The sequence below is a fragment of the Bacillus sp. FDAARGOS_527 genome (genome assembly GCF_003812125.1).
Lineage (GTDB): Bacteria > Bacillota > Bacilli > Bacillales > Bacillaceae_G > Bacillus_A > Bacillus_A paranthracis.
Map to the genome: position 1 here is coordinate 564,611 of NZ_CP033795.1, position 16,548 is coordinate 581,158.

Genomic DNA, 16,548 nt, shown 5'->3' on the forward strand with positions numbered 1-16,548 from the left:
TGAGAGTATAGTGAAAAGGGAGAGTCATATGGTAAATTTTAAGAAAATTTTGGTTTTTATTACCGTTATTTGTTTATTTTTTTTGACACCTATGACGTTACGTGCTGAGACGAATGTTGGAGTGAATCCAGAACAAGTGGCACCACCACCTAAGGAAGGGCCAAATGTTTTTAGTCAGTTTGCAACTACGATTGATGCGAAAACTGGAGATGTTTTGTATGATAAAAACGCACATCATCGTGCATTTCCGGCTAGTATGACGAAAGTACTAACGGCGATTTTACTTATGGAGCATACGAAACCAGAGGATCAATTTACGTTTTCACAATTAGCATTAGATCAAGAGAAGAGTAATTATCAAATTGAGTTTCAACCTGGTGAGACGATTAATAGAAATACTGCACTTATGATTTTAATGGTGCTGAGTGCAAATGATGTGTCGTATGCGATTGCGGAGCGTATTGGCGGAAGTGTTGAGAATTTCGCTAATATGATGAATGAGAGAGCGAAGCAATTAGGGGCTACCGATAGTCATTTTGTAACACCAAATGGATTGCATGATCCGAACCATTATACTACGCCATATGATATGGCTATGATTACGAGAGGTGTGCAAAAGTACCCTGAGATTTTGCAAGCGATGAATACGAAAAGGACGACAGTTACGACATCTAGGCAGACGGTGTCTATTTTTAATAAATCTATTTATTTTGAAAATCCATTTAGTATTGGCGGTAAGACAGGTTTTACAAATGAAGCGCGCAATACGCTCGTTCTATTAAATGAGAAGGATGGAAATCGTATTATAAATGTAGTAATGGCTTCTCAAAGACCTGAAATTTATGAAGATTTAAAGCAGATGGCGGACTATTCTTTTGGTCAATTTGTGAAGCAAACTGTACTGGATAAACATAGTTGGCATCAAAAGACAACGTATTTAAATAAAGATATTGATAGCGAGCTTGAAAAAAGTGCAGAAGTGATGCTTAAGAAAGATGAAGGAAAAAATGTGAGGACGATTTTCCGTGCGGCTTCATTAGATAAAGATTCTTTGTATCATAAAGGAATTCATCGTGGTGAGGTAGTTGGGGCAGTTGATATCACAAAGAATAATCAAACAATTGCGACGGTTAATGTTCTTTCTAAAGAAGATGTTACTTTTGCAATGCCTAAAAAAGATACGATCGAGCCTGAAGTAAACGAATCAAACGTGAAAATAATAAGCATTGGGATAGGTGCCGCCATATTATTTGGAGCCATTTTATTTGTAGTACTACGCCGAAATACAAAAGGAATGAAAGCAGAAGAAAAATAAATTACTAGTTTACAAGGACTGTGAAGAGACTTCTTCACAGTCCTTTTTTTATATTATAAATAACTAATAATTGTAAATTTTCTTATTGCATTTCTAATATGTTCGTTATATTATTTAATTGTGTTCTTGTTAAAGAACGAAACTGAATATTGCATACTTCAAATAATATAAAACAACGGAGAGGGAGAGAAACGATGAAATTAATTTGGAAGGTGATTAGCAACGTTATCTCATTTGTTTTATTTGCATTAATGATTTGCTTAGCTTTTGTAGTTATTTCTTCAAAAGCGAGCGGTGGGGATCCAACGGTGATGGGATATCAATTTAAATCAGTGTTATCAGGATCGATGGAACCAACATTTTTAACAGGGTCAATCATTGCGATAGAACCGACAAAAGATGGCTCTAAATATCAAAAAGGTGATGTTATTACTTTTAAAGAGAAAGATGAAAAAATTATCACTCACCGTATTATCGGTGTGAAAGATACAAATGGAAAAGTAATGTATGAAACAAAAGGGGATAACAACAATGGCCCTGATTTAGAACCAGTACTTGCGGATAATGTCATTGGGAAATATGCAGATATTACAGTTCCTTATGCAGGGTATGCATTAAATTATGCGAATTCAAAAGCTGGAGCTGCTTTACTTCTTATTATTCCAGGAATCTTTTTACTAGGCTATTCAGCGATTACTATCTTTAGTGCGATTCGTAGCATTGATGGAGAAAAGAAAGAGAAAAAAGTAGAACAATCCGTCTAGTTATTTTGGTTATAGTTTCCTATTAGGAAATTAACAAATATATATTAAGGGGATATGGACATGACTTTAAAGAAAAAATTAGGAATGGGTATCGCATCAGCAGTATTAGGGGCTGCATTAGTTGGTGGAGGAACATTTGCATACTTTAGTGATAAAGAAGTGTCAAATAATACATTTGCGTCTGGGACACTTGACTTAGCGCTGAACCCTTCAACAATTGTGAAAGTGGATAATTTAAAACCAGGTGATACAATTGAAAAAGAATTTAAATTAGAGAATAAAGGTACATTAGATATTAAAAAAGTATTATTAACTACAGAATATGATGTAGAAGATGTGAAGAAAGATAATAAGAGAGACTTTGGTGAAGACATTGAAGTAGTTTTCTTAAAAAATATTGATAAAAAAGATGAAGTAATTAAGAGAACGACATTAAAAGATTTGCAGAGTCAAACAGTGACTGCTGCAGAAAATGATATAGTAAGTTGGTTATGGCCTGAGAAAGGTATTAAAGCGGGAACTAACGATTCATTTAAAGTGAAATTCCGCTTTATTGAAAGAAATACATCTCAAAATGAATTCCAAGGCGATAAACTTCAATTAAAATGGACATTTGAAGCGCAACAAGGCGAAGGCGAAGTTAAAAAATAATGACAAGAAAAAGAGACTATCAAAAATGATAGTCTCTTTTTTGCTAAAAGTGAAATATAAAAAGAAACATAATTTTTATATCATTTTGTAATTCACTTTATTATAATAAAGATATAGTTCTTGATAAAGAACAAGTTGTTCGATAGGAGAGATTAAAATGCTGAAGCAACCGCGTAAATTCAAAAAGATGCTTATATTGCCATGTTTGTGTTCTATTACTTTTTATTTAGGCTCTCAAATGATGACTTATACAGAAGCAGCTTTCGTTCATGAAACGAAAGTAGCGGCTACTATTTCTACAGCAAGTATTTTTCCAAAAACAGTTGATCAATTAATAGAACAAGCTAAGCAGCATAAGGAAGTTATTTTGCATGAGTATAAAGAGATGAAATCAAAATTAAATGTTAGATCCACTCAGGAGATAGAACAGGCGCTTGTTATATGGAAGCAAGGACGCGAGAAGATAGCTGCTGAGAGAGAATCGTTACAAAAAGTATATAAATCAATAGAAGAACCTTATAATCAAGTACAAGAAGAGTTAAAAGGACATACAACTGAATCGAATAAGCAAGTATTCTCGTATGTGAATGCTGGCTTCCATATAGTAAAAGAAAACTGTGAGTATATTGATAAAGAAGTTAATTTACAAGTGATTGATAAACAAATTCAAGATTTTGAGAAGTTACTAGTAGATGAAACAGCAAAACAAGTGAGTGAGGCTGAGAAGCAAAAAGAACTAGAAGAGAAGAAACAAGAAGAAGCAAAAAAACTAGAAGAGAAGAAACAAGAGGAAGCGAAAAAGCTAGAAGAGAAGAAACAAGAGGAAACGAAAAAACTAGAAGAGAAGAAGAAACAAGAGGAAGCAAAAAATCAAGAAGAGAGTAAGAAACAAGAATAGCAAGTAAAATACAGCGACATATAGAGAGAATAGCGGTTATAAAGCCGAGTAGGTGAGAGAATATTGCGACTCACCTATTCGGCGTGTCTTCTTTATTTTAACAATCTACGTCAAAAAACAGATATGAGAAAATTAATTGGCAATATGATGGTGAAGATTAATAATTAGTATAGATAGGGAATATTAATTAAAGTTTTTCTCTATTTCTCGTTTTTTCGGAAATTTCAGAATAATATTGAGAAATAAAAATAACTGAAAATATTAATAAATATGTGTTGTATTTCTATAGTTATGTTCGTTATAATGAACATAAGGTTTTTAAAAAAGAACACATATTAGCTAAGCTAATATAGTTTTAGTTACATCTCTTATTGTAAATAAGAGATAGCAATAAAAAATATAAAAAACAGCTAGGGGGAATTGATTGTGAGTCTGAAAAAGAAATTAGGTATGGGAGTTGCATCAGCGGCATTGGGGTTATCTTTAATTGGTGGAGGAACATTCGCTTACTTTAGCGATAAAGAAGTATCAAATAACACATTTGCGGCTGGAACGTTAGATCTTACATTAGACCCTACAACGCTTGTAGATATTAAAGATTTAAAACCAGGGGATAAAGTAAAGAAAGAGTTCTTATTAAAGAATAGCGGTTCATTAGCAATTAAAGACGTACAATTAGCGACAAAGTATACTGTGAATGATTTAAAAAAGGATAACGCTGGTGAAGACTTTGGTGAGCACATTAAGGTGAATTTCATTTGGAATTGGGATAAACAGAGTGAGCCTGTATACGAAACAACATTAGCTGAGTTACAAAAAGAAAATCCAGATGTTTTAGCTAAAGCAATCTTTGCTCCTGAATGGGGAGAAAATGGTGGTTTAGCAGCTGGTACTGAAGATTACTTATGGGTAGAATTTGAATTTGAAGATAAAGGTGATCAAAATAAATTCCAAGGTGATTCATTGAACTTAGAATGGACATTCAATGCTCATCAAGGAGAAGGCGAAGCAAAAGAATAAACCAAAAAGCGGGGATTTCCCGCTTTTTTATAAAGAAAAAAGAAGTGCTGGTTGTAAGCACTTCTTTCTATTTATTATTTTTGATCTTGCTTCCATTTTGTAAATTCAAGAAATTCACGAAATTGTTCTTTGGAGACACCTGAGCTCATTGCATCTTTAACGAGTTGTGTCCATTCGGAGTCTAAGTGATTTTCCTTTGTTGTTTCATCATGAAGTAAAGTATCAACTGGAATTTGTAGAACTGCTGCGATCTTTTCAAGAAATTGAATGGAAGGGTTTTTTTGTAAATTTCGTTCTATAGAACTAATGTAAGATTTAGCAACACCAGCTTTTTCGGCAAGTTCAGTTAATGAAATACCTTTTTGTAAGCGAAGGCGTTTTATACGTTCTCCAATCATATTTGCGCACCTTTCTATCAATATGTCGTCGTCTTATGATGTCATTATTATAACATAAACTTCGCTAAAAAGAACAAACCTATTGAGCCTGGCTTGATGGTCTCATACGTTGGAAAAAATGTTCGATATCTTGCAAGGCGATACCAGCGTCTAGAGCTTCAAGTATTAAATCAATCCATTCTTGATCCAATGTGTCAGTCTTATCTTTGTACAAATGTAATTCCTCCCTAATTATCGGTCATAACTGCTGCTACAGAATACGTGATAATGCAATCGGATTTTGTATTTATGTAGTGAATTATCAAATATTTTGTAGATAAAACAAAGATAAAATCCCCATTAAATTCCCTCTATGGCGATTATAAAGTTTCTGACAAATATTTTCAATATTTTCAGAAAACATTGTTGAATTGTGATATACTCGTATGCTAACTATGAAATTTTTACAAATATATTAAAAACATTACATAATATGACTAAATATTGAAAAAATATTGAATTTTTAATAAAATTCAATTTGTAATACATATTATTTATTAGGGGAGGAAATAAGGGATGAACAAGAAACCGTTCAAAGTTTTATCATCAATTGCTTTGACAGCTGTATTAGGTCTTTCGTTCGGAGCTGGTACTCAATCTGCATATGCTGAAATGCCTGTTAATAAGACAGCTACGAGCCCAGTTGATGATCATTTAATTCCGGAAGAACGTTTAGCAGATGCGCTAAAAAAACGTGGGGTAATTGATTCGAAGGCTTCAGAGACAGAAACAAAGAAAGCTGTCGAAAAATACGTAGAGAACAAAAAGGGTGAAAATCCTGGGAAAGAAGTATCAAATGGGGACCCACTTACGAAAGAAGCATCGGACTTTTTAAAGAAAGTGAAAGATGCAAAAGCAGATACGAAAGAAAAGTTAGACAAACCAGCAACAGGAACACCTGCAGCGACAGGGCCAGTTAAGGGTGGTCTAAATGGTAAAGTACCAACTTCTCCAGCAAAGGGAAAAGAATATAACGGTGAAGTTCGTAAAGATAAAGTACTCGTTTTACTTGTAGAGTACGCTGACTTTAAACATAACAATATTGATAAAGAACCTGGTTATATGTATACTGATGATTTTAACAAAGAACATTATGAAAAAATGTTATTCGGTAATGAGCCATTCGCATTAGAAGATGGTAGCAAAATTGAAACGTTCAAACAATATTACGAAGAGCAATCTGGCGGTAGTTATACAGTAGACGGAACAGTTACAAAATGGTTAACAGTTCCTGGTAAAGCTGCTGATTACGGTGCAGATGCTGGTACAGGTCATGATAATAAAGGACCAAAAGGACCACGTGATTTAGTAAAAGATGCATTAAAAGCAGCTGTAGATAGCGGTATTGATTTATCAGAGTTTGACCAATTCGATCAATACGATGTAAATGGTGATGGAAATCAAAAACAACCGGATGGTTTAATCGATCATTTAATGATTATTCATGCGGGTGTTGGACAAGAAGCAGGCGGTGGTAAATTAGGTGACGATGCAATCTGGTCACATCGCTGGACTGTTGGACCAAAACCATTCCCAATTGAAGGCACACAAGCGAAAGTTCCATATTGGGGTGGAAAGATCGCAGCATTCGACTACACAATTGAACCGGAAGATGGCGCGGTTGGTGTATTCGCGCATGAATACGGTCATGATTTAGGTCTTCCAGATGAGTATGATACAGACTATACTGGTCATGGTGAGCCAATTCAAGCTTGGTCTGTTATGAGTGGCGGAAGCTGGGCTGGTAAGATTGCAGGAACAACGCCAACGAGTTTCTCACCACAAAATAAAGAGTTTTTCCAAAAAACAATTGGTGGTAACTGGGCAAATATTGTAGAAGTAGATTACGAGAAATTAAATAAAGGTATTGGTTTAGCAACATATTTAGACCAAAGTGTTACGAAATCAGCAAGACCAGGTATGATTCGTGTGAACTTACCTGATAAAGATATAAAAACGATTGCTCCAGCGTTTGGTAAGCAGTATTACTACAGCACAAAAGGTGACAATCTGCATACAACGTTAGAAACACCATTGTTCGATTTAACGAATGCAACGAATGCGAAATTTGATTTCAAATCGTTATATGAAATCGAAGCGGAATATGATTTCCTTGAAGTACATGCTGTAACAGAAGATGGTCAAAAAACGCTAATTGAAAAACTTGGTGAGAAAGCAAATAGTGGAAATGCCGATTCGACAAATGGAAAATGGATTGATAAATCATATGATTTAAGCCAATTCAAAGGTAAGAAAGTAAAATTAACATTTGAGTACATTACAGATGGTGGCTTAGCATTAAACGGTTTCTTACTTGATAATGCTTCATTAACAGTAGATGGTAAAGTAGTATTCTCTGATGATGCAGAAGGTACACCACAATTTAAATTAGATGGTTTTGTAGTTTCTAACGGAACTGAGAAGAAAAAACATAACTACTATGTAGAGTGGAGAAATCATACTGGATCAGATAGCGCATTGAAATTTGCTCGCGGTCCAGAATATAACTCTGGTATGGTTGTATGGTATGCAGACTCAGCTTACACAGATAACTGGGTTGGTTTACATCCAGGGCATGGTTTCCTTGGTGTAGTGGATTCTCATCCAGAAGCAATTGTAGGAACTTTAAATGGTAAACCGACAATTGAAAGTAGTACACGATTCCAAATCGCTGATGCGGCGTTCTCATTTGATAAAACGCCAGCATGGAAAGTTGTATCTCCAACGCGTGGAACGTATACGTATAATGGCTTAGCGGGTGTACCGAAGTTTGATGATTCGAAAACGTATATTAACCAACAGATTCCAGATGCAGGACGTATTTTGCCGAAGCTTGGTTTGAAATTTGAAGTAGTAGGACAAGCTGATGATAATTCTGCAGGTGCTGTTCGTTTATATCGTTAATACAGTAAAACTACCGAGAGATTTTCTTTCGGTAGTTTTTTTGTGAGCAATGAATTTTATATACAAAAAGAAATTATATATAATGTAACTTTACGAATAGAAATTTATTATATATGAAGTCTATATAAATAATGAAAGAATTGGATGAAAATAGTGGGAGAAGGTGAATGAATGAGTGTTTCTTCTATTGTAAATAAACAAAAAGAATATTTTTATAATGGCCATACGAGAAGTGTAGAAGTGAGAAAGAATAATTTGAAGAAGCTTTATGAAGGCGTTCAGCGTTTTGAACAAGAAATATTTCAGGCGTTAAAATTAGATTTAAATAAGTCAGTTCATGAGTCATTTACAACGGAAGTGGGATATGTATTAAAAGAAATCTCTTTTCAATTGAAGCATATTTCATCGTGGAGTAAACCGAAGCGTGTTCGAACAGCACTCACTCATTTTGGATCAAAGGGGAAAGTAGTGCCTGAACCGTACGGTGTGACACTTATTATTGCACCGTGGAACTATCCGTTTCAATTAGCAATTGCACCGCTTGTAGGAGCGCTAGCAGCCGGAAATACAATCGTTTTAAAACCGTCGGAGTTAACGCCAAACGTTTCCAAAGTGATTACGAGGATGTTAGAAGAATTATTCCAAGAAGAGCTTGTAGCGGTAGTAGAAGGCGGCGTCGAAGAGAGTACAGCTTTGCTGAAGGAACCATTTGATTATATTTTCTTCACAGGTAGTGTGGGCGTTGGGAAAGTTGTCATGGAAGCAGCAGCAAAACAGTTGACGCCGCTTACGTTAGAACTTGGCGGGAAAAGTCCATGTATTGTACATAAAGATGCAAAAATAGATGTAACAGCAAGAAGGATTGTGTGGGGAAAGTTTTTAAATGCAGGGCAAACGTGTGTAGCGCCTGATTATATGTATGTGCATGCTTCAGTGAAAGAACAGTTAATTGAAGCGTTGCGACATGAAATTGAGAAGCAGTACGGAAAAGAGCCGCTGCACAATGATAATTATGTACGAATTGTGAGTGAACGTCATTTTGAACGTTTATGTACGTTTTTGAAAGATGGTAAAACTGTAATTGGCGGGAACTATAAAAAAGAAACTTTACATATAGAACCAACAGTGTTAACTAATGTTACATGGGAAAGTGCTGTTATGGAAGACGAAATTTTTGGTCCGATTTTACCAATTATAGAATACGACAACATAGAAGATGTAATTGACACGATTCAGCAACACCCGAAGCCGTTAGCGTTATATGTATTTTCTGAAGATAAAGGAGTGCAAAAGAAAGTAACGAGTAATATTTCGTATGGCGGAGGCTGTATTAATGATGTCGTCTATCATCTTGCAACGCCATATTTACCTTTTGGGGGCGTCGGAAGTAGTGGATTAGGGAGTTATCATGGGGAAGAAAGTTTTCGGACTTTTTCACATTATAAAAGCATTTTAGCCCAATCTACGGCATTCGATATGAAAATTCGTTACTCTTCTACAAAAAGTGCTTTAAAATTCATACGAAAGTTGTTAAAATGATGATGGTGTTTATCAGTAGGCGTAGCCGTATGATAATAGCCCCTTCGGAATGGAAGGGGTTTTTCTGTTCGACATTATGTATCATGCGAAAATGAATCAAACATACTACATAAAGAATAGAAGTGAACGCTTGCTAAATAACCATTTTTGTTTGGATCGAAACAAAAAATAGTCTATAGAACATAAATATGTATTCATGAATATAAAAATTTAAATTTGAGGTAGATAGGACGGGAAAATGAAAAAGATTATTAAAGTTGAAGCAGTAGAAAAACATTTTGGAAATCAAGTGATTATCCCACCGCTTTCTTTAGATATTAAAGAAGGGGAATTTTTAACGATTTTAGGGCCGAGTGGTTGCGGGAAAACGACGTTACTTCGTATGATCGCAGGATTTGAAACGCCAACTAAAGGGAATCTTTTGTTAGATGATGAAAAGATTAACGATTTGCCACCATATAAGCGTCATATGAACCTAGTGTTCCAACATTATGCGCTATTCCCACATATGAATGTGGAGAAAAATATTTGTTTTGGTATGAAAATGCAGAAAGTACCGGCAGCAGAGCAGAAAGAGCGTGCTGAAGAGGCAATGCGTTTAACGCAGTTACTTGAGTTCCGTAATCGTAAACCTGCAAAGCTTTCTGGTGGACAGCAGCAGCGTGTAGCAATTGCGAGAGCGATTGTAAATAACCCGCGTGTATTATTACTAGACGAGCCACTTGGGGCGTTAGACTTTAAGTTAAGAAAAGACTTGCAACGTGAATTAAAAAACTTACAACGTAATTTAGGAATTACGTTCATATACGTAACGCACGATCAAGAAGAAGCGATGAGCATGAGTGATCGTATCGTTGTTATGAATAAAGGACATATTGAACAAATTGGAACGCCGAAAGAAATTTATAATAAGCCGAAAACGTTGTTCGTTGCGACATTTATCGGTGAAAATAATATTGTGAAAAACGGGGAAGGCTATGTAGCAATTCGTCCTGAAAATGTAAAAGTGCGTTCGGTTGAAGAGCCAATTTTAAAAGAATACCACCTTGGACATATTGAAGACATTGAGTTTGTTGGAAATATGGAGAAGCTTTATGTACGTGATGAGAAAACATCAGAATTACTAATGGCATATCAAACTGCTGAAGAAGCAGCACAGTGGAGCATTGGAGATAATGTATACGTAGGCTGGGAGCAAGAGGACGAGGTGACCTTAAATTGAAAAAAGGGAAATTACTCGCACTACCTACAGTCGCATGGCTGTTAATCTTCTTCCTAATTCCCCTTCTGTTTGTATTGGCATTTGCCTTCATGCAGCGCGGAGCATATGGGACAGTAGAAATGCAATTTACATTAGAGAACATAGAACGTGTATTTGATCCATTATATATGGGGACGTTATGGGAAACAGTAAAAATTGCGGTTATTACCACAGTAATATGTTTACTGATCGGTTATCCATTTGCATATACAATTACAATTGTCGATCGCAAATATCGTTCGATTCTTTTATTATTGGCAACGATCCCGTTTTGGATTAACTTCCTTGTTCGTTCTTACGCATGGATTGTTATTTTACGTTCACAAGGTCTTGTAAACACATTGCTATTGAAGCTAGGTATTATTAGTGAACCTTTAAATTTACTATATAATACACCTTCTGTCATACTCGGAATGGTATATTCTTTATTACCATTTATGATTTTACCAGTGTATGCAGCGATCGAGCAGCTTGATAAGCGTAAGCTAGAAGCAGCTTATGATTTAGGGGCAACACCAGTAAAGGCATTTTGGAATGTTACAGTACCAATGACGATGTCGGGGATTGCTACCGGTTCTATTTTAGTGTTTGTTTCTTCTATCGGAATGTTTGTTGTATCAGACGTTATGGGTGGATCGAAAGTAGCATTAATCGGAAACGTAATTCAAAATCAATTCTTAGGAGCGCGTGATTGGCCGTTTGGATCTGCGTTATCTATGATTGTTGTTCTATTCTCTGTTCTGTTAATTTACTTATATTATCGTGCAACGAAAGTATATAAATATGATGGGAACGGAGGGGAATAGGCAAAGATGAAGAAGTTTTTAGTTTCTTATTCTTGGTTAATTTTATTGTTCTTGTATTTTCCAATGATGGTTTTAATGGTGTATTCCTTCAATGATTCTCGCATTAATGCGGAATGGGAAGGATTCACATTCCATTGGTATACAGATTTATTTCAAAAACAAGATGTTATTGATGCGTTTGTAAATAGTATGACGATTGCGGTCGTAACGACGATTGTAACGACTGTTCTTGGTGTGATTTTCGCAATTGCATTACATCGTTATAAATATCGTTATGAAGGTGCGATTAACGGTCTTGTATATTTACCAATTTTAATTCCTGATATTTTAATGGGATTATCTTTACTTATTTTATTTAGTCAATTAGGTATGGAACTTGGTAAAACAACAATTATTATTGCACACATTACATTTAGTATTTCATTTGTTGTCGTTATTTTAGCAGCACGCCTTTCTGGTATGGGACGTGATTTAGAAGAGGCTGCGAACGATTTAGGAGCAACGCCGTGGCAAACGTTTCGTTTTGTAACGTTCCCAGCAATTGCACCTGGAGTTATTTCGGCTGCATTATTAACATTCACATTATCAATTGATGATTTTGTAATTAGTTTCTTCGTATCAGGACCAGGATCAACAACATTGCCATTATACATTTACAGTATGGTTAAGCGCGGAGTATCACCAGAAATTAATGCACTTTCTACAATTTTAATTGTGGCTATCGTAGGATTAATGGTTCTATCTGAAATCTTCCGTAACAAAGGTGCAGATGGTGAAGAAAACTCTGGAGGACACCTTCCTTTATAATACGAACGATATAGAAAGTACGAGGAGGTAATAAAACCGATGAAATTAATGAAAAGATTAGCCGGCGCAGCAATTAGCTTTAGCCTTATTGCTGGTGTACTTGCTGGTTGTGGTGAAAAAAAAGAAGAGTTAAACATTTATAGCTGGGCTGACAATTTTGATGAGCAAGTGCTAAGAGATTTTGAAAAGAAATATAACGTGAAAATTAACTATGATAAGTATGCAAGTAATGAAGAAATGCTTGCGAAATTACAAGCTGGTGGCGCAAAGTATGATTTAATTCAGCCATCTGATTACATGGTGAAAACAATGGCGAAAATGGATTTATTAGCGCCGTTAGATAAAAAGAATATCCCAAATATCGAAAACATGGTTTCTAATTTCAAAACACCTGCGTTTGATCCAGAGAATAAATATTCTTTAGTATATACTTGGGGCGTAACAGGTATTGCATACAATAAAAAGTATGTGAAGGAAGCACCTACAAGCTGGGCTGACTTATGGAATGAGAAATATAAAGGGCATGTAACTTTATTAAATGATTCTCGTGAAGTGTTAGGAATGGGTCTTAAGAAGCATGGATTCTCAAACAGTACGAAAGACGATGCACAGTTAAAGACAGCAGCAACTGATTTACAGAAGCTACTTCCAAACCTATTAGCATTTGATACAGATAATATTAAACAAAAATTCATTACAGAAGATGCTTGGATCGGAACAGTTTGGTCTGGAGATGCAGCATTTATCGCAAAAGATAATAAAGATGTAGAGTACGTTGTACCAAAAGAAGGCGGCACAATTTGGGCTGATACGTTAGCAATTCCAAAAGGTGCAAAAAACAAAGAGCTTGCAGAGAAGTTTATGAACTACTTATTAGATGAAAAAGTAAGTGTGAAAAACTACGAGTCAATTGGATACAGTAATCCAAATGAAAAAGCTCACCCTCTTCATAGTAAAGAATATCGTGATAACCACATGATCTTCTTAACGAAAGAAGAATTAGATCGTACAGAATGGCTTGTTGATGTAGACGATAAGCTAAAAGACTACGACCGTTACTGGACAGAGTTAAAAACAAAAGGTAAATAAGTAAGAAAATGCGGTTTCTACAGTAGAAATCGCATTTTTTCATAGTAGGAGGAAATCGTTTGAAGAAGTTGCATCAATATGAGGTAATGTGTATCGGTTTATTATTTGCTGTATTTGGCATTGTTGCTTGGCGAGTACATGCTGGCGGCGTTACAGTGATGGATACATATGTCCGAGGGGTAGTAAAAGGGTTACAAACAGAAAGTTCGCTTACATTTTTCTCACACTATACAAAATTAGGTTCTGCCATTGGGATTGTAACTGTGCTTATTATAAGTTTACTTGTTTTTTGGAGAAAACGTTATTATGCTGCGATGATCGTATATCCAATGGGCATTTTAACAACACATCTTGTGAATAAAGGAATAAAAGAAATTATGAAAAGGGATCGTCCGTCGTTAAATGAAACGTTGGATGCGCTTGGATATAGTTTCCCTAGTGGGCATGCAATGTTATCTATTATGACATTTGGATTTCTTACTTATATCATTGTGGCAAATTTGAAGAGTGTGACCGGAAAATATGTAATAACGCTTTTCATGGGAATAGTAATCGTATCGATTGGATTAAGTAGAGTCATTTTAAATGTACATTATCCAACTGATATTTTAGCAGGTTATTGTGTAGGTGGTATTTTATTAATTATGGCGATTTATTGCCATCGTTTACTTACCGAGAGATTGGGACTTAATAAAGAGAGATAAAAAACGTCTGGAAAAACTATCATTATAGTGTTTCCAGACGTTTTTTGTTTGCATGAAGATGTGATACATTATAAGTAACAATTGAATGATGTAAAGTAGGTGAAAATGTGTGAAAACAAATGTACATAAAGTAGATAAGTGGGGAAAATTAGGAGCTTTTTTGTATCAGTTCCGTTATACAGTAATAGTAGCATTATTATTGCTTGCGATAGCGCTCGGTATTTTCGCTCCAAAGCTACCGGGAGTATTAGGTGGTGATGGCTTTCAAACGGAAGGGGACTATCAAAAAACGAAAGAAATTTTAGATAAAGATTTTAAGAGGTCTCAAGATACGCTGTTACTCGTTTTTGAAAAAAATAAAGGCGTTTCAAATGAGGAATTTCAAAAGCAAGTAGAGGGAATTGTAAAAAATGTACAAGAAAAAGAGACATATGAATCTTTTCATCATCCAGTGCAAAATAAAGAATTGTTACAAGATGATATCGGCTATGCGACAATTTTATTTTCCGGGAAAACAAATAAAGAACGAATGGAAAAGACATTACAATTTGCTGATAAAATTGAAAAGGAAAGTAATACAGCATTAAAAGTAACACCTACAGGGTTTCCGAAAATTAATAAAGAGATTAATGAAAGAACGCAAAATGATTTAAAAGTGGCAGAGATGATTGGGTTACCAATTGCATTTCTCGTATTACTATTTTCATTCGGTAGCCTTTTGGCATCTATTTTACCAATTGTAAATGGGGCACTTAGTGTTATTAGTACGATGGGCATATTATATTTTATAGGTAGTGATAAGGAACTATCTATCTTTGTGCTAAATGTTGCACCGATGATCGGACTTGCGCTATCTATTGATTTTGCGCTATTATTTGTAAATCGTTTTCGAGAGGAAGTTGCAAAGCGAACGGTAAAAGAAGCAATAGCAATTACATATCAGACAGCAGGGCGGGCAATCGTATTTTCAGGATTATGTGTATTCGTTGGCCTATCCGGTTTGTTTTTCTTTAAAATCGATTATATTCAGTCTGTCGCAATTAGTGGAATGATTGTTGTGATTATGAGTATTGTATTCTCGCTCACACTTCTTCCAGCGTTATTATCATTAATTGGTAAACGAATATTAAAAAAGAATCAAGTAGCACATACGCCGGCAAAGGCATGGCGTACATTTGCACAATTTGTAATGAAACATCCAATTGCGATGATTATTGTTGTTACAACATTTATTGTGATTTGTTTATTACCATTACGTACAGCTAATTTACAGTTCCCTGACGTAGAAGCTTTACCTAAACAAAGTGATACAAGAATTGCATATGAGAAGTACGAAGAGGCATTTAATAAAACTGCAAAAACACATGCTGATGTTACGTTAGTCGTAGAGACGAAAAAAGATATGGAAGAAAAAGAAAGTTTACAAAAGGTAGAAGAAGTCGTTCAAAAGTTAAAAGATGATAAGAAAGTATATGAAGTAAGAAGTTTATACGACAGTTTAAATGGAATGAAATCAGAGCAAGTTGCGGGGATGTTACAGTCGCCAGAAGCTGCTAAAATAGCTCCGGTATTTGAATCGTATACGAAAGGAAATAAGACAACAATCGAAGTCTTTTTACATACAAAACCACGTACAGAAATTGGGAAACAGTGGGTGCGTGATTTTAAACAAAATTATAAAGAAACGAATGTTACGTATTATCTAGGCGGAATGACGACGTTCCAACAAGAGTTAGAAGATGAAATTAAAGATAAAGTTGCAATTGGTATGTCTGTTATATTTGGATCGACTTTTGTTATATTATTATTTGCATTTCGATCTATACTCATTCCAATTAAGGCGATTATTATGAATATACTTAGTTTAAGCGCAACAATTGGAATTGTTGTTTGGTTATTCGAAGGTGGTCATTTTGGTTTAGAAGCAAGTCCAGTTCTATTTGTTTTACCAATCTTCATTTTCGGCCTCGTCTTTGGGCTTAGCATGGATTATGAAGTCTTTCTTATTTCACGTATCCATGAATTATATGAAGAAACAGGAGATAACGATCAGGCGACGTTAGAAGGACTTGTGTCAACAAGTAGAATTATTACGTCAGCCGCTTTAATTATGATTGTTGTAACTGGTGCGTTTGCTTTTACTGATATTTTACCAGTACGACAAATGGGGCTTGGCGTTGCATTAGCGATATTTCTTGATGCAACAATTATTCGTCTTATGCTCGTACCAAGTTTAATGAAATTGTTTGGAGACTGGAATTGGTGGTTACCATTTCGAAAGAAGAGAGAAAAATCATCATAAAAAATACTCATCTATAAGATGAGTATTTTTTTATGAATAGCAAGACCTACA

Annotated in this window: 15 protein-coding genes; 13 read left to right on the forward strand and 2 right to left on the reverse strand. The window is 35.1% G+C overall.

From position 1 onward, the window contains the following. The first annotated feature begins 28 nt into the window (after positions 1-28). The 5 genes from EGX95_RS05250 (at position 29) to calY (ending at position 4,648) form a co-directional block, all read left to right on the forward strand. Positions 29-1,315: a D-alanyl-D-alanine carboxypeptidase family protein gene (locus EGX95_RS05250; protein WP_000247020.1), complete on the forward strand. Its 1,287-nt coding sequence runs from the start codon at positions 29-31 to the stop codon at positions 1,313-1,315. A gap of 194 nt (positions 1,316-1,509) precedes the next feature. Further along, a complete protein-coding gene (gene sipW, locus EGX95_RS05255) occupies positions 1,510-2,079 on the forward strand; it encodes a signal peptidase I SipW (RefSeq protein ID WP_000767807.1) in 570 nt (189 codons plus the stop codon). Positions 2,080-2,139: 60 nt separating this feature from the next. Then, a complete protein-coding gene (locus EGX95_RS05260) occupies positions 2,140-2,730 on the forward strand; it encodes a TasA family protein (protein ID WP_000172846.1) in 591 nt (196 codons plus the stop codon). A gap of 157 nt (positions 2,731-2,887) precedes the next feature. Continuing rightward, complete coding sequence (locus EGX95_RS05265) at positions 2,888-3,628, forward strand: DUF4047 domain-containing protein (protein ID WP_000917718.1); 741 nt, start codon at positions 2,888-2,890, stop codon at positions 3,626-3,628. 426 nt (positions 3,629-4,054) lie between these two features. After that, complete coding sequence (calY, locus tag EGX95_RS05270; protein WP_000053739.1) at positions 4,055-4,648, forward strand: biofilm matrix protein CalY; 594 nt, start codon at positions 4,055-4,057, stop codon at positions 4,646-4,648. A 74-nt stretch (positions 4,649-4,722) separates the two neighbouring features. Here calY and EGX95_RS05275 read toward each other — a convergent pair whose 3' ends face one another. Both EGX95_RS05275 and EGX95_RS05280 read right to left on the reverse strand, forming a co-directional pair. After that, complete coding sequence (locus EGX95_RS05275; RefSeq protein WP_000578882.1) at positions 4,723-5,046, reverse strand: helix-turn-helix domain-containing protein; 324 nt, start codon at positions 5,044-5,046, stop codon at positions 4,723-4,725. 79 nt (positions 5,047-5,125) lie between these two features. Beyond that, positions 5,126-5,260: an anti-repressor SinI family protein gene (locus EGX95_RS05280; protein WP_000276223.1), complete on the reverse strand. Its 135-nt coding sequence runs from the start codon at positions 5,258-5,260 to the stop codon at positions 5,126-5,128. A gap of 341 nt (positions 5,261-5,601) precedes the next feature. Here EGX95_RS05280 and inhA1 point away from each other — a divergent pair, with 341 nt between their 5' ends. The 8 genes from inhA1 to EGX95_RS05320 all read left to right on the forward strand — a co-directional run bounded on the left by inhA1 (position 5,602) and on the right by EGX95_RS05320 (position 16,497). Beyond that, positions 5,602-7,989, forward strand: coding sequence for a M6 family metalloprotease immune inhibitor InhA1 (inhA1, locus tag EGX95_RS05285; RefSeq protein WP_001035931.1), 2,388 nt, complete (start codon positions 5,602-5,604; stop codon positions 7,987-7,989). A gap of 171 nt (positions 7,990-8,160) precedes the next feature. Beyond that, positions 8,161-9,528 carry an aldehyde dehydrogenase gene (locus EGX95_RS05290; protein ID WP_000116810.1) on the forward strand — a complete coding sequence of 456 codons (1,368 nt, stop codon included), beginning with the start codon at positions 8,161-8,163 and terminating at the stop codon, positions 9,526-9,528. Positions 9,529-9,766: 238 nt separating this feature from the next. Next, a complete protein-coding gene (potA, locus tag EGX95_RS05295) occupies positions 9,767-10,750 on the forward strand; it encodes a spermidine/putrescine ABC transporter ATP-binding protein PotA (protein ID WP_000720319.1) in 984 nt (327 codons plus the stop codon). Beyond that, entirely contained in the window at positions 10,747-11,595 is an 849-nt protein-coding gene (gene potB / locus EGX95_RS05300; protein WP_000715498.1) for a spermidine/putrescine ABC transporter permease PotB, read from the forward strand. Before potA ends, potB begins: the two co-directional genes overlap by 4 nt. Positions 11,596-11,601: 6 nt before the next feature. Then, positions 11,602-12,402, forward strand: coding sequence for a spermidine/putrescine ABC transporter permease PotC (gene potC, locus EGX95_RS05305; RefSeq protein WP_000714204.1), 801 nt, complete (start codon positions 11,602-11,604; stop codon positions 12,400-12,402). 39 nt (positions 12,403-12,441) lie between these two features. Further along, positions 12,442-13,491, forward strand: coding sequence for a spermidine/putrescine ABC transporter substrate-binding protein PotD (gene potD, locus EGX95_RS05310; protein ID WP_000772494.1), 1,050 nt, complete (start codon positions 12,442-12,444; stop codon positions 13,489-13,491). A gap of 86 nt (positions 13,492-13,577) precedes the next feature. After that, positions 13,578-14,195, forward strand: a complete 618-nt coding sequence (locus EGX95_RS05315; protein ID WP_002027288.1) for a phosphatase PAP2 family protein — start codon at positions 13,578-13,580, stop codon at positions 14,193-14,195. Positions 14,196-14,304: 109 nt separating this feature from the next. Continuing rightward, positions 14,305-16,497 carry an MMPL family transporter gene (locus tag EGX95_RS05320; protein ID WP_000856416.1) on the forward strand — a complete coding sequence of 731 codons (2,193 nt, stop codon included), beginning with the start codon at positions 14,305-14,307 and terminating at the stop codon, positions 16,495-16,497. The last annotated feature ends 51 nt before the right edge of the window (positions 16,498-16,548 follow it).